23 protein-coding genes are annotated in these 18,103 nt (G+C 36.1%); 6 read left to right on the top strand and 17 right to left on the bottom strand.

What is annotated here, in order from left to right; translation table 11 throughout:
• Positions 1 to 64: 64 nt before the first annotated feature.
• The 14 genes from rpsN to rplC form a co-directional block, all read right to left on the bottom strand.
• Complete coding sequence (rpsN, locus tag HNP25_RS00625) at positions 65 to 334, bottom strand: 30S ribosomal protein S14 (protein WP_109741979.1); 270 nt, start codon at positions 332 to 334, stop codon at positions 65 to 67.
• 105 nt (positions 335 to 439) lie between these two features.
• On the bottom strand, positions 440 to 994 hold the full coding sequence (rplE, locus tag HNP25_RS00620; protein WP_184128576.1) for a 50S ribosomal protein L5: 555 nt from the start codon (positions 992 to 994) through the stop codon (positions 440 to 442).
• A gap of 88 nt (positions 995 to 1,082) precedes the next feature.
• Positions 1,083 to 1,415, bottom strand: a complete 333-nt coding sequence (rplX, locus tag HNP25_RS00615) for a 50S ribosomal protein L24 (RefSeq protein ID WP_184128573.1) — start codon at positions 1,413 to 1,415, stop codon at positions 1,083 to 1,085.
• A gap of 14 nt (positions 1,416 to 1,429) precedes the next feature.
• Complete coding sequence (gene rplN, locus HNP25_RS00610; protein ID WP_184128569.1) at positions 1,430 to 1,798, bottom strand: 50S ribosomal protein L14; 369 nt, start codon at positions 1,796 to 1,798, stop codon at positions 1,430 to 1,432.
• Between the two features lie 69 nt (positions 1,799 to 1,867).
• Positions 1,868 to 2,131 carry a 30S ribosomal protein S17 gene (rpsQ, locus tag HNP25_RS00605; protein WP_184128565.1) on the bottom strand — a complete coding sequence of 88 codons (264 nt, stop codon included), beginning with the start codon at positions 2,129 to 2,131 and terminating at the stop codon, positions 1,868 to 1,870.
• Between the two features lie 86 nt (positions 2,132 to 2,217).
• Complete coding sequence (gene rpmC, locus HNP25_RS00600; protein WP_184128562.1) at positions 2,218 to 2,403, bottom strand: 50S ribosomal protein L29; 186 nt, start codon at positions 2,401 to 2,403, stop codon at positions 2,218 to 2,220.
• Between the two features lie 94 nt (positions 2,404 to 2,497).
• Positions 2,498 to 2,923, bottom strand: a complete 426-nt coding sequence (gene rplP / locus HNP25_RS00595) for a 50S ribosomal protein L16 (protein ID WP_184128559.1) — start codon at positions 2,921 to 2,923, stop codon at positions 2,498 to 2,500.
• A 106-nt stretch (positions 2,924 to 3,029) separates the two neighbouring features.
• Positions 3,030 to 3,920, bottom strand: coding sequence for a 30S ribosomal protein S3 (rpsC, locus tag HNP25_RS00590; RefSeq protein ID WP_184128556.1), 891 nt, complete (start codon positions 3,918 to 3,920; stop codon positions 3,030 to 3,032).
• A 27-nt stretch (positions 3,921 to 3,947) separates the two neighbouring features.
• The gene (gene rplV / locus HNP25_RS00585; RefSeq protein WP_184128552.1) at positions 3,948 to 4,313 is read right to left on the bottom strand and encodes a 50S ribosomal protein L22; all 366 of its coding nucleotides are present in this window, start codon (positions 4,311 to 4,313) and stop codon (positions 3,948 to 3,950) included.
• Between the two features lie 74 nt (positions 4,314 to 4,387).
• Positions 4,388 to 4,666: a 30S ribosomal protein S19 gene (gene rpsS / locus HNP25_RS00580; RefSeq protein ID WP_184128536.1), complete on the bottom strand. Its 279-nt coding sequence runs from the start codon at positions 4,664 to 4,666 to the stop codon at positions 4,388 to 4,390.
• A 4-nt stretch (positions 4,667 to 4,670) separates the two neighbouring features.
• Positions 4,671 to 5,498, bottom strand: coding sequence for a 50S ribosomal protein L2 (rplB, locus tag HNP25_RS00575; RefSeq protein WP_184128533.1), 828 nt, complete (start codon positions 5,496 to 5,498; stop codon positions 4,671 to 4,673).
• A gap of 119 nt (positions 5,499 to 5,617) precedes the next feature.
• Positions 5,618 to 5,905: a 50S ribosomal protein L23 gene (gene rplW, locus HNP25_RS00570; RefSeq protein ID WP_184128530.1), complete on the bottom strand. Its 288-nt coding sequence runs from the start codon at positions 5,903 to 5,905 to the stop codon at positions 5,618 to 5,620.
• A gap of 53 nt (positions 5,906 to 5,958) precedes the next feature.
• Complete coding sequence (gene rplD, locus HNP25_RS00565) at positions 5,959 to 6,588, bottom strand: 50S ribosomal protein L4 (RefSeq protein WP_184128527.1); 630 nt, start codon at positions 6,586 to 6,588, stop codon at positions 5,959 to 5,961.
• Between the two features lie 122 nt (positions 6,589 to 6,710).
• Positions 6,711 to 7,328, bottom strand: a complete 618-nt coding sequence (rplC, locus tag HNP25_RS00560; RefSeq protein ID WP_184128524.1) for a 50S ribosomal protein L3 — start codon at positions 7,326 to 7,328, stop codon at positions 6,711 to 6,713.
• Between the two features lie 655 nt (positions 7,329 to 7,983).
• Between rplC and HNP25_RS00555 the strand changes: the two genes are divergently transcribed.
• A complete protein-coding gene (locus tag HNP25_RS00555) occupies positions 7,984 to 8,733 on the top strand; it encodes a glycosyltransferase family 2 protein (RefSeq protein WP_184128521.1) in 750 nt (249 codons plus the stop codon).
• A 26-nt stretch (positions 8,734 to 8,759) separates the two neighbouring features.
• Here HNP25_RS00555 and HNP25_RS00550 read toward each other — a convergent pair whose 3' ends face one another.
• Positions 8,760 to 9,050, bottom strand: coding sequence for a YciI family protein (locus tag HNP25_RS00550; RefSeq protein ID WP_229202744.1), 291 nt, complete (start codon positions 9,048 to 9,050; stop codon positions 8,760 to 8,762).
• Between the two features lie 199 nt (positions 9,051 to 9,249).
• On the opposite strand from HNP25_RS00550, the gene HNP25_RS00545 reads away from it, so the two are divergent.
• Positions 9,250 to 9,822 (top strand): Crp/Fnr family transcriptional regulator, encoded by a 573-nt coding sequence (locus tag HNP25_RS00545; RefSeq protein WP_184128518.1) that lies wholly within the window; start codon positions 9,250 to 9,252, stop codon positions 9,820 to 9,822.
• Positions 9,823 to 10,121: 299 nt separating this feature from the next.
• Here the strand turns inward: HNP25_RS00545 and rocD are convergent, their stop codons facing one another.
• Entirely contained in the window at positions 10,122 to 11,369 is a 1,248-nt protein-coding gene (rocD, locus tag HNP25_RS00540) for an ornithine--oxo-acid transaminase (RefSeq protein WP_184128515.1), read from the bottom strand.
• 460 nt (positions 11,370 to 11,829) lie between these two features.
• Here rocD and HNP25_RS00535 point away from each other — a divergent pair, with 460 nt between their 5' ends.
• The 3 genes from HNP25_RS00535 to HNP25_RS00525 all read left to right on the top strand — a co-directional run bounded on the left by HNP25_RS00535 (position 11,830) and on the right by HNP25_RS00525 (position 13,332).
• On the top strand, positions 11,830 to 12,006 hold the full coding sequence (locus HNP25_RS00535; RefSeq protein WP_184128512.1) for a C1orf53 family protein: 177 nt from the start codon (positions 11,830 to 11,832) through the stop codon (positions 12,004 to 12,006).
• A gap of 129 nt (positions 12,007 to 12,135) precedes the next feature.
• The gene (locus tag HNP25_RS00530) at positions 12,136 to 12,648 is read left to right on the top strand and encodes a GNAT family N-acetyltransferase (protein WP_184128509.1); all 513 of its coding nucleotides are present in this window, start codon (positions 12,136 to 12,138) and stop codon (positions 12,646 to 12,648) included.
• 144 nt (positions 12,649 to 12,792) lie between these two features.
• The gene (locus HNP25_RS00525) at positions 12,793 to 13,332 is read left to right on the top strand and encodes a P-loop NTPase family protein (protein ID WP_184128506.1); all 540 of its coding nucleotides are present in this window, start codon (positions 12,793 to 12,795) and stop codon (positions 13,330 to 13,332) included.
• Positions 13,333 to 13,662: 330 nt separating this feature from the next.
• Here the strand turns inward: HNP25_RS00525 and HNP25_RS00520 are convergent, their stop codons facing one another.
• On the bottom strand, positions 13,663 to 14,160 hold the full coding sequence (locus HNP25_RS00520) for a hypothetical protein (protein WP_221432353.1): 498 nt from the start codon (positions 14,158 to 14,160) through the stop codon (positions 13,663 to 13,665).
• Between the two features lie 844 nt (positions 14,161 to 15,004).
• Here HNP25_RS00520 and HNP25_RS00515 point away from each other — a divergent pair.
• Entirely contained in the window at positions 15,005 to 18,103 is a 3,099-nt protein-coding gene (locus HNP25_RS00515) for a BPTD_3080 family restriction endonuclease (RefSeq protein WP_184128500.1), read from the top strand.

Genomic DNA, 18,103 nt, shown 5'->3' with positions numbered 1-18,103 from the left:
AAGTTAATTGATAATTAAAATAAATCTAATTACTTAATTATCAATTATCTGAAGTCGTTTGATATTACCAGCTTGATTTAGTTACCCCTGGAATCAACCCATCAGAAGCCATTTGGCGGAAAGTAACACGGTTGATACCGAACTTACGCATATAACCTCTTGGGCGTCCTGTAAGCTTACAACGGTTGTGTAAACGAACTGGCGAAGCATTTTTAGGTAACTTATCAAGTCCTAAATAATCTCCAGCTGCTTTTAAGGCTGCACGTTTAGCGGCATACTTAGCAACTGTTGCTTCTTTTTTTCTTTCTCTTGCTTTTACTGATTCTTTTGCCATTGTGTTGAGAATCTTTATTTGTTATCGGTTATCTGTATCCGTTATCGGTAAATGTTATTTAGAAAATAATATCAATAATAACAGTTCACAGATAACTTAAATCAATTACTTCTTCTGATTTGAGAAAGGCATTCCCATTGCTGTTAACAATGCGTTCGCTTCTTCGTCAGTTTTTGCGGTAGTTACAAAAGTGATATCCATACCCGAAATTTTACTTACTTTATCAATAGAAATTTCTGGGAAGATAATTTGTTCTTTAACACCTAATGTATAGTTACCACGACCATCGAAACCTTTGTCTGATACTCCTTTGAAGTCACGTACACGTGGTAACGAAACAGTCATCAAACGATCAAGGAATTCGTACATTTTTTGTCCTCTCAACGTTACTTTAACACCAATTGGCATGTTTTCACGTAATTTGAAGTTCGAAATTGCTTTCTTAGAAATTGTTGCAACAGCTTTCTGTCCAGCGATAAGAGTGATTTCTTCAACACCCGTATCAATCAATTTCTTGTCAGCCACAGCAGCACCAATACCTTTGTTGATTACAACTTTAGTAACTTTTGGAACTTGCATTACTGATTTGTATTGAAATTTTTCCTTTAAAGCAGGAACGATTTCATTTACATACTTATCTTTCAGTCTTGTAGTTGTCATTTTATGAAAATTTATGTGGATTTCCGACCCACTTTTTCAATTTGAATAGTTATTGATTATACATCAAAACTATTTATTTGAGATTTAATTAAATGAATTTTCCTGTTGCTTTCGAAAATCTTTGCAACTTTCCTTCTTCGTTCAATTTACGACCAGTACGAACTGGCTTACCATTTTCAGCGATTGCCAAATTTGAAATGTGAATAGAACCTTCACGTTTCTCAATACCACCTTGCGGAGTATTAGCATTTGGTTTTACGTGTTTTGTTTGAAGATTCACACCCTCAACAATTGCACGGTTCTTATCAACCAATACTCTTTTGATTACGCCTGTCTTACCTTTTGAGTTTCCAGCGATAACGATAACTGTATCACCAGATTTGATGTGCAGTTTTGGCTGCTTATTAAACTTTCTTTCCATGATACGAATTATGATTAAAGCACCTCTGGGGCTAATGAAACGATTTTCATGAAACCTGCATCACGCAATTCACGTGCTACTGGCCCGAAAATACGAGTACCACGTGGCTCGTCGTTGGCATTCAACAATACGGCTGCGTTATCCTCGAAACGAATATATGAACCGTCTTTACGACGAATCTCTTTTTTAGTTCTTACTACTACGGCTTTAGAAACCGTACCTTTCTTCATGCTTGATGATGAAAGTGCTGATTTAACAGTCACTACAATTTTATCACCAATTGAAGCGTATCTTTTTCCTGTACCGCCCAACACACGGATAACTAGAACTTCTTTAGCTCCTGAGTTATCTGCTACGCCGAGTCTTGATTCTTGCTGTACCATTTTATGATTGGAATACTGATTTTAACGAAAAATTTAACTTCTTAATAATATTGATTGTTGGGAAGGAAATTATTTCGCTTTCTCGATAACTTCAACTAATCTCCAACGTTTATTTTTTGAAAGTGGACGAGTTTCCATCACTTTCACTGTATCACCAATACCACATTCATTGTTCTCATCATGAGCCATCAACTTTGAAGTTTTTTTCATAAACTTACCATAAAGTGGATGTTTTACTTTTCTTTCTACGGCTACAGTGATTGATTTATCCATCTTGTCGCTCACTACACGCCCTACTCTGATTTTTCTCAGATTTCTTTTTAATTCTTCCATCGTTGGATTTTTTAATTGTTGTTACACGATTGACCTCAAGCGTTATGTTGATGAGGTCTGTTATAATTACTTTTCAGTAATTCGATTTATTTCGCTGCTGAGATAGCAGTTTCCAATCGAGCGATAACTTTACGAGCCTCACGGATACGTAATGGGTTCTCAATTGGAGAAATAGCGTGAGCAAACTTTAGGCGAGCTAAAGCCTCTTTTTCAGAGGCTAAAGTACTTACTAATTCTTCTGCGCTTAATTTTTGGATTTCTGCGTTTTTCATGACTTTGATTATGAAATATTATAATCTGAATACTAATTAATTGATTTGATAAACTTTGGAAAGCCATCAAATCGTAACTAACCAAATTTTCAAATTATTGTGCTTCTTGATAATCTCTACGCACTACGAATGAAGTACGAAGTGGCAATTTTTGAGCGGCTAAACGAAGCGCTTCTTGTGCCAATTCTAAAGGTACACCAGCCGATTCAAACAAAATTGTTCCTGGCTTGATACGTGCCACCCAGTATTCTGGAGCACCCTTACCTTTACCCATACGTACCTCTGCTGGTTTCTTCGTAATAGGTTTGTCAGGGAATACACGAATCCAAACTTGACCTTCACGTTTCATGGCACGAGTTACTGAAATACGAGCCGCTTCAATCTGACGAGCAGTGATGCGTCCTGGTTCCAAAGCTTTGATAGCGAACGTACCGAAATCAAGTTCATGACCACGAGTAGCGTTTCCTTTAATCCTACCTTTTTGTTGCTTACGGAACTTGGTTCTTTTTGGTTGTAACATTTTCTTATTAAGTCTATGGGTCGGTGGTTTCAAGAATTAAGAAAATGAGTTGTTAAAAACACTCTTCTCTTTTATTTACTACTGACCACTGACGAGAATTTACGAATTATCTCTTACCACCCGCTGGTTTGTTGCCACCGCCAGGACGATTACCGCCACCAGGTTTGTTAGCTCCGCCACCACGGTTGTTATTGTTGTTATTACGACGTTGTGCATCGTCACGACCACCAGCACCGCCACGGTTGTCACGTCCACCACGACCTTTACGATCGCCATCTTCGCCACGTCCACCACGGTTGTTACCTCCACGAGCATCAGCTCCACCAGCAGCTTGTTGAGCAGCCATTCCAGCATTTGGAGATAAATCACGCTTACCATAAACTTCACCACGGAAAATCCATACTTTGATACCGATTTTTCCGTAAACAGTTAATGCTTCAGAAATTGCATAATCGATATCTGCACGAAGTGTGTGCAAAGGAATACGACCTTCTTTGTATCCTTCAGAACGTGCCATTTCAGCACCTCCTAAACGACCTGAAAGTTTCAATTTGATACCTTGAGCACCTACACGCATTGCTGATGCGATAGCTTGCTTCATAGCACGACGGAATGAAATACGAGCTTCTAATTGTTGTGCGATAGCCTCACCAATTAATTTCGCATCAATCTCAGGACGTTTGATTTCAAAAATGTTGATTTGAACATCTTTGCCTGTGATTTTCTTTAATTCTTCCTTGATTTTATCAACTTCTTGACCACCTTTACCAATTACAACGCCCGGACGAGCAGTATTGATAGTCAAAGTAATTCGCTTTAAAGTACGCTCAATAATTACCTTAGAGATTGCACCCTTTGGAATACGTGCGGCAACATATTTACGAATCTTATCGTCTTCAACTAATTTATCGGCAAAACTCTTACCACCATACCAGTTAGAATCCCAACCTCTGACGATACCAAGTCTAAAACCAACGGGGTTTATTTTCTGTCCCATTTTTTGATATTTAGATTTTTTCTCTAATTATTCTGTGATTATTGTTGGTGCGGTTGCTGAAGCAACTACAAGTGTAATGTGGTTAGAACGTTTTAAGATTCTATGACCACGACCTTGTGGAGCTGGACGCAAACGCTTTAATGAGCTACCGCCATCTACTGTAACGGTTTTAACGTATAAGTCAGCATCTTCTAACTTTACATCCTCATTTTTATTTTGCCAGTTAGCGATAGCCGAGAGTAATAATTTCTCTACGTGTCTTGCGCCAACCTTAGGCTCGTATTTCAAAATACCGAGAGCCTTATTTACTTTCTGACCTCTAATCATGTCTACCACGATTCTCATTTTCTGAGGTGAAGTCGGAACATTATTTAACTTAGCTACTGCTTCCATTTTTTTGAATTATGAATTTTGAATTTTGAATTATGAATTGATATTAAGTAATCCATAACTCATAATTCATAATTTTAACGTTTGCCTTTATCTTTTTTTGCCGTGTGACCTCGGAAGTTGCGTGTTGGAGCAAATTCACCCAATTTATGACCTACCATATTCTCTGTCACAAATACTGGAATAAATTTGTTTCCATTATGCACTGCGAAAGTGTGCCCAACGAAATCAGGTGAAATCATCGAACGACGTGACCAAGTCTTAATAACTGACTTTTTTCCTGATTCGGTCATGACTTGCACCTTGTTGTCAAGGCGGTAGTCAATATAAGGTCCTTTTTTTAATGAACGTGCCATCTACCTATTTTTTCTTTCTACTGATGATTAGACGATTTGATTGTTTCTTCGGCGTACGAGTTTTCTTACCTTTCGCTAATAAACCTTTACGTGAACGAGGGTGACCTCCTGATGAGCGACCCTCACCACCACCCATTGGGTGATCGACTGGGTTCATCACTACACCACGAACTCTTGGACGGCGACCTAACCAACGATGACGACCTGCTTTACCCATTACGGTATTCATGTGATCACTGTTAGATACCGAACCTACTGTTGCTAAACATCTTGACAATACCATACGCATTTCACCTGAAGGCAATTTTAACGTAGCATATTTGCTATCACGAGCTAACAATTGTGCATAAGTACCTGCAGAACGAGCCATTTCAGCACCACCACCTGGACGAAGTTCAATTGCGTGAACAATAGTACCTGTTGGGATGTTTGACAATGGAATAGTGTTACCTACTTCTGGTGCTGCTGTAGCACTTGAGATTACTTTCTGTCCAACAACGATTCCTGCTGGAGCGATGATGTATGCTTTTTCGCCATCGACATATTCGATAAGAGCGATACGAGCTGTACGGTTTGGATCGTATTCAACTGTTAAAACTGTTGCTTCAACATCGAATTTGTTACGGAAGAAATCAACTAAACGATAACGACGTTTGTGACCCCCACCGATATAACGCATGGCACGGTGTCCATCTGCATTACGACCACCTGTTCTTTTTACTGGGGCTAACAAAGGTTTGTACGGCTTTGAGGCTGTTATTTCCTCGAAGGTCGCAGCAATCCTGTGGCGTGAGCCCGGGCTTGTTGGTTTTAATTTTCTAGTAGCTGCCATTTCTGTGCTTTGTTCAATTTATCGGGATGAACTCCCATAGTTAAGTAATTTGAAGATTTGATAACTTGAAGATGAAATCGAATTCCAAATTTTCAAATTAACTTAATTCAAATTATAATTTAAATTCCGTCATAGAAATCGATTACTTCACCTTTAGCGATAGTAACGATTGCTTTTTTGAATGTCGAAGTAATACCAGAAGTAACTTTAGTTCTAGTACTTCTTGATTTCTTCTTACCGAATTGGCGAAGTGTGTTTACAGCCGTAACTTCAACACCGTACATTTTCTTGATTTCTTTAGCAATCTCGATTTTGTTAGTCTTGTTTGCTACTTCGAAAACGTACTGACCGCCTTTCTGTAAGCCCTGAGATTTCTCAGTAAGAATTGGTCTTTTGATAATGCTCATTTTCTTATTTTCGTTATTTATTATCCGTTATTGCTTTCGCAATTAACCAATAACTAATTACTAAAAGATGATTCGATTTTTGAAATTGCTCCTTCTACGATAAGCAATTTTGTTGCGTTAACTAAATCATAAGTGTTAACTTGTCCTGTTGAAGCAATTTTCGTTTTTGGAAGATTACGACCTGACAAATACACATTTTGATCTTCTTCTGGCAAGATTAACAATGTCTTAGTATCATTCAAAGACAATGCGTTCAACAATGCTAAGTAAGATTTAGTTTTTGGAGCATCGAAAGAGAATCCTTCTAATACTGTTACTGAACCTGCCTGTACTTTAGCAGCATAAGCTGATTGGCGAGCCAATGATTTCACTTTCTTGTTTACTTTGAAAGAGTAATCTCTTGGAACTGGACCGAAAATACGTCCACCACCTTTCATCAATGGAGATTTTGCTGAACCAGCACGAGCACCACCTGTACCTTTTTGTTTTTTAATCTTGCGAGTTGAGCGAGAAACTTCTGCTCTTGGTTTCGCTCTGTGAGTTCCTTGACGTTGGTTTGCCAAGAACTGCTTCACGTCTAACCAAACTACGTGTTCGTTTGGTTCGATGCCAAAGATTTCGTCAGAAAGGGTCACCTTTTTGCCTGTTTCTTTGCCTTGTATGTTTAAAACTGATAATTCCATTATTTCTTCTTAATTTGAAAATTTGATTATTTGAAAATTTGAAATAAAACTTATCTTAATTTCCTAACTTGTCATGAAATATCATTTTCAAATTAGCACATTTTCAAATCTTCAAATTGATACTATTTTTCAAGGATTACGTAAGAGTTTTTCGCTCCTGGGATTGAACCCGAGACTACGATTAGGTTTTTCTCTGCATAAACTTTCAATACTTGTAAGTTTTGAACTTTTACACGGTTACCACCTGTACGACCTGCCATGCGAATACCTTTGAATACACGAGATGGGAATGAACAAGCTCCAATTGAACCTGGGTGACGACCTCTGTTGTGCTGACCGTGAGTTTGACCTCCAACCCCTGCAAAACCGTGGCGTTTAACAACCCCTTGGAAACCTTTACCTTTTGAAGTACCGATTGCATCTACGAAGTCTCCTTCTACGAACAATTCAGCTGAGACAACTTCACCAAGTGAAAGCTCATTTTCAAAAGATCTAAACTCAACGAGTTTTTTCTTTGGAGTAGTTCCTGCTTTTTTGAAGTGACCTAAAAGAGGTTGCGTTGTATGCTTCTCTTTTTTCTCGCCATAGCCTAACTGAATAGCGCTATAACCTTCTTTTTCTACTGTTTTTACTTGCGTTACTACACAAGGACCGGCTTCAATCAGCGTACAAGCGACAGCAGAACCATCAGCGTTGTAGAGGCTGGTCATACCGATTTTCTTTCCGATAATTCCAGACATTTTATTAGAATAAAACGTTAAATAATTGATTGTAAATGAACGAGTTACGAATAAACCCCAACTGGGAACGTAAAACGGACTGCAAAGGTCGGGATTTAATTTGGTATAACAAAATCTATACTAATTAATTCACGAATAAAAATTTGCGACAGAATTGAAGTAAAGCTACAAGATGTGCACGTATGCAGACGAAGAGACGGAAAAGACCGTATTGCGTTGAAAAACGAAACGTTTCTTGTGTAGCTTAATATTTAAAATACAGACTGGGCATTCAGTTTTGTATTAAAATATCAGTTCTGACACTGTTGCAAGTAAACTTGCGGTAATTTGAATTAGGAGATTTAGCGTTTTGCCTATTTCCGTATTTTTTTATTGAGTTCTGCCAACCCATATAAAAACAAAGAAAACGCTCTCTCTTAATTGGACTGCAAAATTAGAGGATTCTTTTTGAATTACAATGAGTTAAAGAAAAAATATTAAAATTATTTTACATTTTTTTTACAATCAAAATACTTCTTTGTGATATGTTTCATTTTTGATTTTTTCACCTCATTCCTTTTACCCGATTTCTCCTGATAAAAGACGGAACGTTTCGTTGATTTTTTTGACCTATAAAATTATCCCTATCTTTGTAAACTTAGCAAAATAACCCTTTATGAAAATTTCTATCATTACTGTTTCCTTCAATAGCGCTGCCACGATTCGTCAAACCATTGAAAGTGTTTTAGCACAAGATTACCCAGCACTTGAGTACATTGTGGTTGATGGTGCCTCAAAAGATGGTACGGTAGAAATTTTAAAGTCATTTGGAGATAAAATAAAATTTATTTCAGAACCAGACAAAGGGATTTATGATGCTATGAATAAAGGTTTAAAACTGGCAACTGGCGATGCTATCGGCACGATTGGTGGCGATGATTTTTATCCTAACAATCAAATAATTAGTGAAGTGGCGAAAGCTTTTATTGTATCTCAAGCGGATGCTGTTTATGGTGACATACAATTTATCAACCCAGACGACATCCATACAATCGTTCGTTATTGGAAAGCAGGTGAGTATTCAAGAGAAAACTGGTTGAATGGCTGGATGCCTCCACACCTTTCTTTCTATTTAAAAAAATCAGCTTTTGAAAAATATGGCAATTATATCACAGACTTTACTTGTTCTGGTGATTATGAATTGATGTTAAGAATGCTTTATAAAAATAAGCTTTCGGCATATTACTTACCGCTAACACTTACTACTATGCGTAATGGAGGTACAAGTACTGCCTCTTTGAAACATCGATATAGGGCAAATATGGAAGATAGAAGAGCATGGAGAATCAATAATTTAAAGCCTCATTGGTACACGCTGTGGATGAAACCGCTTTCTAAAATCGCACAGTTATTTAAAAAAGGATAGGCTATTTCCTATCCTTCTCCTTCGTTCTACACATTGGCTACTCTAAAAGGACGTACTTCTACTTTCTGCCAAACACCCATGGTATTGTAAGGGTCATTGTTGAACCAATCTTGAAATGCACTTTCAGTTTCAAATTGAACTATCATTATTGAGCCTATCATTTGTCCTGATTCGTTGAGGATTGCTCCACCTAACAAAAAATTTCCGTTCTCTTTCAATTTTCTGACACAGACTAAATGATGTGGGCGAGCAAGCATTCTACGGTTTTGTGCCTCTCCATCTGTTCCGTCAAGGGCATTAATTACATACTGCAACATTTTATTATGATTTATGATGTGACTTTATGAAGGTATTTATGTCAAAACAAACGATTGAATAAAACTCAGGTATTTCAGACATCTATTTACATCTTAATCATCTGAATTTGTTACAATTAATATTAATCTATTACATTTATTTAAAATTTGTTGTTTGATTCTTATCCAAAACCAAACAAAATTTCACAACCGCATTAACATGAGAGACAATTTGATAGCCTTCGTGCGAAAGCTCGTTGATTTTTCTGATGAAGATATTGACATTGCTCAACCTTATTTCACAGATATCATCTTGAAAAAAGGGGAGCATTGGATTAAAGAAGGAGAGTATAATGCTGATGTTGCTTTTATCAATAAAGGAATGGTTCGTTCATATTTTATCAAAGAAAAAGTTGACATCACTTTCGACCTTACCATTGAAAATCAAATCTTTTCAAATACTACTTCTTACTCTTTAGGCTTGCCAAGTTCTGAATACATCCAAGCGATTGAAGATTGTGATTTATGCGTGATTACGAAAGTAAATTTGCATCTCCTCTATGCTCAATCTCCGAAGTGGGAACGTCTGGGTAGAATAATCTATGAAAATTATACTGTTTTACAGGAAATGAGGGTTCGCTCTTTTATTTCTGAAACAGCTAAGGAGCGTTATGAAATATTATCAAAAACAAAACCTGAGCTTATCAGGCGAACGCCACAAATTTACTTAGCAAATTATTTAGGCATTACACCGCAGTCATTAAGTAGATTAAGAAGAGAAATTACTCGATAAAACATGAGTCATCCCAAATTTTAAAATCACAAACATGAGTCATCCCGAATTTTAAAATCACAAAAAAGCGGTCAAAATTAGTTTTTGACCGCTTTTTTGTGATTGATGAGCAATGAATTCCTACTGTTTGAGCGAAGCGAGTTTAGGAATTCTTGAATTTCTTTTGCGGCCGCCGCTGCGGTTACTTTTCTTGTTTCAAGACAAGAAAAGTAAGGATTGTACAATAATAAATAAAAAAACCTCTCAAATCGTCCTAAACCTCACTATTCTAAGAAAAAATTCGGGATGACTCATGTTTATTACTCCCAATTCAACACTACTTTTTCAATAATATCACAGGCTTCATTCATTTGTGCTTCTGTGATAACCAAAGGTGGAGCAAAACGAATTTTGTTTCCGTGTGTTGGTTTGGCTAATAATCCGTTTTCCTTAAAAGCTACGCATAAGTTCCATGCGGTCTCGCTTTCTTCGTCTGTATTGATTTCGATGGCATTTAATAACCCTTTTCCTCTGACCAATCTAACTAAATCTGAACGCTGGGCAATTAACTTTGTCATTCTTTCACGGAACAATTCTCCCATTTTCATGGCATTGTCGGCTAGATTTTCATCTTTAACGACTGATAATGCTGCCATCGCAACGGCACAAGCTAGTGGGTTTCCTCCATAAGTAGAACCGTGTTCACCTGGTTTGATGGTAAGCATGATTTCATCTCTACAAAAAACGGCCGACACTGGATAAGTACCACCAGAAAGTGCTTTTCCTAAAATTAAAATGTCTGGCTGAAAATCTTCATAATCGCAAGCTAAACGTTTTCCTGTGCGGGCAATGCCTGTTTGTACTTCATCTGCAATGAATAATACATTTTTTTCACGACACATTTCGTAAGCTTTTTTCAAATAACCTTCGTCTGGCACTACTACTCCTGCTTCGCCTTGAATTGGCTCAACCATAAAACCCGCTATGTTTGGGTCTTTTAAAATTTCGGCTAAAGCATCTAAATCATTATAAGGAATGATTTCATATCCCGGCATAAGTGGTCCATAATCAGCATAGCTTGATGGGTCGGTTGAGGAAGAAATCGCTGCCAAGGTTCTTCCCCAGAAATTACCTGCGGCATAAACCGTTTTAGCTTGGTTTTGCGGAATACCTTTTACTTTGTAAGCCCATTTACGAGTAAGTTTCAGGGCAGTTTCCCCTCCTTCTACACCTGAGTTCATCATCAATACTTTGTCGTAACCGAAGTATTCACAAAGGAATTTTTCACAAATACCTAGCTGGTCGCTGTAAAAAGCACGAGAAGTAAGTGTAAGTTTGTGTGCTTGTTCAACTAAGGCTTGAACAATTTTGGGATGACAATGTCCTTGATTTACGGCACTGTAAGCTGAAAGGAAATCGAAATATCTTTTATTTTCTACATCCCATACGAATACGCCTTCTCCTTTTTGAAGGACTACTGGCATTGGATGATAATTGTGTGCTCCGAAACGGTTTTCTAATTGCATGGCTTTTTCTGATGCCGATGCGTTTGATAATGCTGCTGTCATTTTTGGAATTGTGATTGAGTGAATTGTGAATGAGTGATTTTAAAATCTCTATTCAGAATTAGTATTACTAGCATTTAAAATGCTTGTTTAACCAATAATTTGTTGTAGCGGCAACCCTTGCGGTTGCCTCGCCTGAAACGGCAACTGCAAGAGTTGCCACTACAAATTAACCTTTAAAAACTAATAGCAACTTTTCAATCATTCAATCCAGACAAACCAATTACGTACAGAATTAGTACAAATACAGAAAGAATACGATGAATTTTACAGAAGTGACCATACAATGAGCTTGTCGTAAACACACGGTTGCTGATATGCTTGTTGAAGCCTATCGCTGATCGTTGGTATTTAGGATAAAAATCATTCATGTTTGAAGATACGTTATTCTTTTTTTGAATACGCATAGTTCAAATTTACAAAGTATTGAACATTTTACAAAATTGAGTGTTGATTTACTATTATGAAAAAAACAAACACAAAGAACAGTAGTATTCGACATGGATTAACAACTGAAGACTTTTACTTAAATGAAAATGGCTTTATGGTTTTTACAGCAGCCTATCATTTAAAAAGAGGTTATTGTTGTAAAAATGGCTGTAAGCATTGTCCTTATGGCTTTAAGAAAAATGACGACTAGCTTTTTACTTCAAAAGACCTTTCTAATTTCCTAAGCTTCATTTCATTCATTTCTCTACAATTTCTCATAAAGTGTGTGAAGGATATTGTTTATCAATTACTTTTGAACTTGAATCAATATCCTATCAACATGAATAAAATACTAACAACCGAAAGACTCATCCTGCGTGAATACAATCTTGACGATACTCAATTTATCATTCAATTATTAAACAGCGAAGGTTGGTTAGCCTTTATTGGCGACAAAAACGTGCATACCGAAGAAGATGCAAAAACCTACTTACTAAACGGCCCCATGAAAAGCTATGCTGAAAATGGCTATGGTTTAAGTTTGGTAACGACCAAAGACGATTTGACCCCGATTGGTATGTGTGGATTAATTAAGAGAGATAATCTTGATTTTCCCGATATTGGTTTTGCTTTTTTACCAGAATACATGGGCAAAGGTTACGGCTTTGAAATTGCCAGTGCCACGATTACTCATGCCAAAGAAACACTAAAACTACCCGTAGTTTATGGCATTACGAAACCCGAAAATACAAGCTCAAAAAAGCTTTTAGAAAAAATTGGGCTTAGTTTAGATGGTTTGTATTCTTTCTCTAATCAGGAAAATGAATTACTGCTATTGAAGGTGGTTTTTTAGAAATGCACGATTAACAAAACTTGGTGATGTTTCATCATTTTTATATCAACGTTCAATAAAAATGGTGACGCATCATGATTTTTAGTTCAATGATGACCGAAAAATCGTGGTGTGAAATACTTAGTATATCAATTCTTCAAAAAAATGAAAATTCATATTTTAGGAGCATCCTCTAGTGGAGTAACTACATTAGGAAATGCTCTGTCTCAACAATTAAATATTCCTTATTTTGATAGCGATGAGTATTATTGGGAGAAATCAGACCCTCCGTTTACAATCAGAAGAAATCCATCCGACAGGACTTTGATGATAAAAAAAGATATTGAAAAGGCAAAAGATTGGATTCTGGGTGGTTCGATAATCAGTTGGGGAGATATTTTTCCAAGGTTTGATTTAATCGTTTTCTTGTGGTTACCTCCGCATATTAGGATGGAAAGACTTAAAGAAAGAGAGTTTAGTCGCTATGGAAATATTATTTATACCGACCTTACTAGAATAAAACAGTACAATGATTTTATAGCTTGGTCAGCCGACTACGACAACCATACGGGTATTGCTACCAGAACATTGAATGCACATGAAAATTGGTTAAAACAGATGAATATACCCATTTTAGAAATTCGTGGAGATTATAGTACTCAAGAGAGAATTCAACTTATCTTAAAGAAGCTATCTGAGCTTTAATATATTCGGGGAGCTTCTTTACTTCCGTGGCTGGTTAATTTGGTACCAATAGAGGGCGACTGACGCTACGTGTTAGGGCTGAGGTCTTTTAGCAAAGTTGGCTATCATTTTTTTTAGACAGCCTCTGTATAAAAAAAACTCAGTGCCTCCCTATCGGAAACACTGAGTAAATAAAACTTTTTAACCTAAATATATCTACAAAACACGCTACTGTACAAACCTAAATAATACATCCGAATATACTTTTTTAGGATTAGACCCTACGCCCGCTACCTTGATGGCATATTGTGTACCTGCTACCAAATCTTCAATTAAAATTGTTTTAGTAGTTTACAACTCCGTTTTCCAAATACTATCCTCCGTTACTGGCGTTTTTGTAATCTCAAAAAGATAAGATTTCGCCCCATCTATTTTATCCAAACTTGCCTGCAAGCTTCCTGCTAATGGGCCATTCTCAACCTTAAAATTATTGGGCTTTGCCAAAATACCAATCGGTGCTCTGTTTTTTTGAATGTCAAAACCAGAACTCAAGGCAATCAATTCACTCTCCTTACTATTGGCTTGAACATACAAACCCAATAAACCCAATTGTTTTTCCAAGTCTTTACGAGCAAGGTTTTTTCTGAGGGTTTCCTGCTTACCGCCTGTTTCATTTGCCGTTAAAGCATCTACATAAGCTTCTCTGCTTGCTGCAATCTCCGCTAACGTTGGAACAGGATTTGGGAAATCTGCATTCCCTGTGAGGCTGTTGATAATTACTTGGCTTTTGGTGTCGAGGTCATCATCTCTTAGCCGTGAAAAACTAACAATTACTTTTACTAATGACATAGTAGTAGGAGTTAATAGTTGGAACATTATTTAACAATAGGAAAACAAGAGACACAACTACCTAAAAAAGCTGAGTTTCTCTTGTTGATTTAAAGATAATTAATTTTGTATTTCAAAAAGAAAAACAAGCAAGCATTTTTTTTGAAAACTTATTAAACGGTAAAATTGGGATTAACTTAAGTTCTTTTATCGTTAACAAAAGTAATGTCAATGTAAGTTTACATCAAGTTAGATAATGTCAACACATTGACAGATAAAGCCTTAAAATATATTTTGTTGTATTACAATGCTTTATTGTAACATTACAATGGTTCATTGAATGTCTGCAAAGCTTTTCTGTAACCTTGCAAAATAATTTTGTAAGGTTGCAGAGAAATTTTGTAAGTCAGCAAAATAGTTTTGTAAGTTTACATTAAAAATATTGAGTCAACAAAATGTCTATGTAAGCTTACAGAGAAGCATTGTAAGTCAACAAAATTGTTTTGTATGCTTACAAAAAACCTATGTAAGTCAACAAAATAGCTATGTAAACTTACAAAATTGCCTTGTAGATTGCTATGGTGGTTTTGTAGGGTTGAAAAGAGGTTTTGTTGGCTGTTTTCATGGTTGTGTTTATCTACAAAGAAATAATAAAAGTTTAAGTAGATGAAATGCTTATTATTTTATGATAAACTGCAATTAAATAAGTAATGGCTTTACAGTTAGATAATTTTGTAATGACCCATTCCATCCAGTGTAAGTGAAAATACAGTTTTAACTAAGCCATTATGAAGAATATCTGTTAAAGTTCTAAATAAAGTTATTTATCTTGCTTCCCCAATTAAAATTAATAGATTCAAACCAAATGATAGCTGATAATCCAATTTTAAATAGCCCATATCACGAGCCTAAACTACACTATAATACAAACAGCGAAGGAAGTTTAGATTATACAGACATTTGTAAAGGTAGAAGAGTGTTTAAACAAGACTCTGCTGTTATTCCCTCAAGACAAAAAGGACAAAAAGAAGTGTTTGAGTGGAATGATGATGCCCTTCAATATGGTACTCATATTATTAATCATTGTAGAAAAGAAATTGGACTCTGGAGAAATGCTAAATATCCAAATACTACCCGTGTTTCTAAAGAATTATTATCCTTTTGGTTTGATAATCCTGAAAGGTTAGTGACCAAAAAATTATTCTTTGCTCAACAAGAGGCAGTTGAAACAGCTATTTGGCTGAATGAAGTAGCTGAAAAATCAAATGCTGGACAACATATTTTAAATTTACTTCGTGATGGACAACAAACAGTAAGTGAAGATATAGCTGACCAATTACCTCGAATTGCTTTTAAGATGGCAACTGGTTCCGGTAAGACTGTTGTAATGGCTTGTTTAATCTGTTATCACTATTTTAACCGACAAGAGTATAGAAATGACACACGTTTTGCTGATTACTTTTTGATTATTGCTCCGGGGGTTACTATCAAAAGCAGATTAGGTGTATTGTTTGTTGACACTGAAAACAAAAATCCTAGAGATATAAGTGATTACTATCGTATGCGTGGGTTGATTCCTGCCAACATGGAACATCGCTTAGAAAACTTAAATGCAAGGTTGGTCATCACCAATTATCATTCATTTGAACCTAAAATATTACAAGGTAACAAACGTAGTCCTTTTGATGGTAAAACAAATTTACAAGGTGAAAAAATTGATACTGATAACAAGGAAGATTTTTCACAAGTAGTAAAAAGAACTTTGGGTAAATTTAAAGCTGGTAGTAGAGTTCTCATTCTCAATGATGAAGCTCATCACTGCTATTTGCCCAAGTCCAGAAGTAAAACTACTGACAACGAAGAAGCAGACGAAAATGCTCGTGCGGCTGTTTGGTTTAATGGTCTCAAAGAAATCACTAAAAAATTTAAACTTCAATCTGTTTACGACCTTTCTGCAACACCTTATTATTTAACAGGTTCTGGACATACTCCTTACAGTCTGTTTCCTTGGGTTGTTTCAGATTTTGGACTTATTGAAGCCATAGAGTCTGGATTAGTGAAAATCCCTTTTTTACCCGAAAGTGATAATACCCAAGAATTAACTGTTCCAATCTTACGTAATTTATACGACCATATTCGTGATGATTTACCCAAGAAAGGTCAACGTACCAAAAAGAAAGAAGCCTTAGCGGAAGGTTCAACCATTTCAGAACAACCTCCCAAACTTCCTTCATTGGTAAAAGGAGCTTTAGACCAATTCTACAATCATTATGTTGATTATGATTTAGGTATCCGAAAAAATCGTGAAGCCAAAGCCAATTTGTTTTCAGCTCCTCCTGTATTCATTGCCGTTTGTAATAATACTTCTGTTTCAAAAGAAGTCTATAAATATATCGCTGGTTATGAATACACCAATGTCGATGGCGATAACGTCATTGTTCATGGTGCTAAAGATTTGTTTTCTAATTATGACCCATCAACGAATAAACCTCTTAAACGTCCTCCAACGCTTTTGATTGATAGTGATGCTCTTGAAAATAGCGAACAAGTAAACGATGATTTTAAGAAAATCTTCTCATCCGAAATTGAAGAGTTTAAAAAGGATTATGTGAGAATGTATGGGCAAGGAAGTGTAGATAAAATAACGGATGCAGAAATCTTGCGTGAAGTTGTAAACACCGTTGGGCAACAAGGAAGATTGGGTTCTCATATCCGTTGTGTAGTTTCTGTTTCTATGCTTACCGAAGGCTGGGATGCCAACACCGTTACCCATATTATGGGTTTACGTGCTTTTGGTTCGCAACTACTTTGTGAACAAGTAGCTGGTCGTGCATTGAGAAGAATGAGCTATATCCTGCAAGGCTATGATAAAGAAGGGAATCCGACGAACGATAAACGCAAAATTGTTATTGAAAAATTCCCTCCCGAATACGCTCACATTATTGGTGTACCTTTCAAAATGTTTAAAGGAGGTAAATCTGAGCCACCACCTCCACCTGTTGATTTAACACATATTGCTGCGATACCAGAAAGACAAGCAACAATGGAAATTGTTTTTCCTAATGTGGTGGGTTATCGTGTTGAAAATTACGATGGAGAAATAAAGTTTGATTTCACTAAGGTTGAAAACTATGAAATAGATGGTTCTAAATTCCCTACTGAAACCATCATGGCAAGTCCAATTTCTGCTAATGAAGAAAAATTACAAGTAAAATCAGTCTTGGAAAAAAGAGACCACGAATTAATTTTTACCATTACGAAAGAATTGATTAAATATCATTTCAGTGATGAAAATCAAGAAAACTTACAGTTTCATAAGTTTAATAAACTAAAACAAATTGTAGAATTCTGGTACAATGAAAAAGTAATATTGCTCAATATTCCTGACCAAAGATATAAACGTTTGCTATTCTTTGAAGACCCAAAGAAAATCGTTGACCATATCATTAGAGGAATAAATCCAGAAATTAATACTTCTGAATTTATCAGACCTATATTTAATTATTATAATAAATTCAATAGTACAAAGTATGTCAACGGAAACACGGTGAAAGATGTATTTCCAACCCAGAAAAGTCATGTGAATTATGTAGTAATGGACAGTGATTGGGAAGGTATTTGTGCTAAAAGCTTGGAAGGGATTGAAACAGTAGAATGCTATGTCAAAAATCAATTCCTTGGTGTTACAGTTCCGTATGTAAAAAATGGGAAAGACCATTTGTATTATCCTGATTTTGTGGCTCGTGTAAAAACTCAGGATGGAGTCGTTAAGAACTTGATGATTGAAATTAGTGGCATGAGTAATGACAAAGCAGAAAAAAAATGGTTCGTAGAAAACCGTTGGATTCCTGCAGTGAATGCCTTGAAAGATAAATACGAATATCCAGAATGGCATTTTATCGAAATCGCAAACGACATCAGAAATATTAAAAATCAATTAATCGAAAAAATACAGTCTCTATAA

This window comes from Arcicella rosea (genome assembly GCF_014204325.1).
In the GTDB taxonomy this organism is placed as follows: Bacteria; Bacteroidota; Bacteroidia; order Cytophagales; family Spirosomataceae; genus Arcicella; species Arcicella rosea_A.
Note: the sequence above shows the minus strand (reverse complement) of the source record. Positions and strands in the feature narration are given on the sequence as shown.

Bases quoted from the DNA above. Each gene is read 5' to 3' on its own strand.
- rpsN (WP_109741979.1), bottom strand. From the start codon at position 334: ATGGCAAAAGAATCAGTAAAAGCAAGAGAAAGAAAAAAAGAAGCAACA.
- rplE (WP_184128576.1), bottom strand. From the start codon at position 994: ATGACAACTACAAGACTGAAAGATAAGTATGTAAATGAAATCGTTCCT.
- rplX (WP_184128573.1), bottom strand. From the start codon at position 1,415: ATGGAAAGAAAGTTTAATAAGCAGCCAAAACTGCACATCAAATCTGGT.
- rplN (WP_184128569.1), bottom strand. From the start codon at position 1,798: ATGGTACAGCAAGAATCAAGACTCGGCGTAGCAGATAACTCAGGAGCT.
- rpsQ (WP_184128565.1), bottom strand. From the start codon at position 2,131: ATGGAAGAATTAAAAAGAAATCTGAGAAAAATCAGAGTAGGGCGTGTA.
- rpmC (WP_184128562.1), bottom strand. From the start codon at position 2,403: ATGAAAAACGCAGAAATCCAAAAATTAAGCGCAGAAGAATTAGTAAGT.
- rplP (WP_184128559.1), bottom strand. From the start codon at position 2,923: ATGTTACAACCAAAAAGAACCAAGTTCCGTAAGCAACAAAAAGGTAGG.
- rpsC (WP_184128556.1), bottom strand. From the start codon at position 3,920: ATGGGACAGAAAATAAACCCCGTTGGTTTTAGACTTGGTATCGTCAGA.
- rplV (WP_184128552.1), bottom strand. From the start codon at position 4,313: ATGGAAGCAGTAGCTAAGTTAAATAATGTTCCGACTTCACCTCAGAAA.
- rpsS (WP_184128536.1), bottom strand. From the start codon at position 4,666: ATGGCACGTTCATTAAAAAAAGGACCTTATATTGACTACCGCCTTGAC.
- rplB (WP_184128533.1), bottom strand. From the start codon at position 5,498: ATGGCAGCTACTAGAAAATTAAAACCAACAAGCCCGGGCTCACGCCAC.
- rplW (WP_184128530.1), bottom strand. From the start codon at position 5,905: ATGAGCATTATCAAAAGACCAATTCTTACTGAGAAATCTCAGGGCTTA.
- rplD (WP_184128527.1), bottom strand. From the start codon at position 6,588: ATGGAATTATCAGTTTTAAACATACAAGGCAAAGAAACAGGCAAAAAG.
- rplC (WP_184128524.1), bottom strand. From the start codon at position 7,328: ATGTCTGGAATTATCGGAAAGAAAATCGGTATGACCAGCCTCTACAAC.
- HNP25_RS00555 (WP_184128521.1), top strand. From the start codon at position 7,984: ATGAAAATTTCTATCATTACTGTTTCCTTCAATAGCGCTGCCACGATT.
- HNP25_RS00550 (WP_229202744.1), bottom strand. From the start codon at position 9,050: ATGTTGCAGTATGTAATTAATGCCCTTGACGGAACAGATGGAGAGGCA.
- HNP25_RS00545 (WP_184128518.1), top strand. From the start codon at position 9,250: ATGAGAGACAATTTGATAGCCTTCGTGCGAAAGCTCGTTGATTTTTCT.
- rocD (WP_184128515.1), bottom strand. From the start codon at position 11,369: ATGACAGCAGCATTATCAAACGCATCGGCATCAGAAAAAGCCATGCAA.
- HNP25_RS00535 (WP_184128512.1), top strand. From the start codon at position 11,830: ATGAAAAAAACAAACACAAAGAACAGTAGTATTCGACATGGATTAACA.
- HNP25_RS00530 (WP_184128509.1), top strand. From the start codon at position 12,136: ATGAATAAAATACTAACAACCGAAAGACTCATCCTGCGTGAATACAAT.
- HNP25_RS00525 (WP_184128506.1), top strand. From the start codon at position 12,793: ATGAAAATTCATATTTTAGGAGCATCCTCTAGTGGAGTAACTACATTA.
- HNP25_RS00520 (WP_221432353.1), bottom strand. From the start codon at position 14,160: ATGTCATTAGTAAAAGTAATTGTTAGTTTTTCACGGCTAAGAGATGAT.
- HNP25_RS00515 (WP_184128500.1), top strand. From the start codon at position 15,005: ATGATAGCTGATAATCCAATTTTAAATAGCCCATATCACGAGCCTAAA.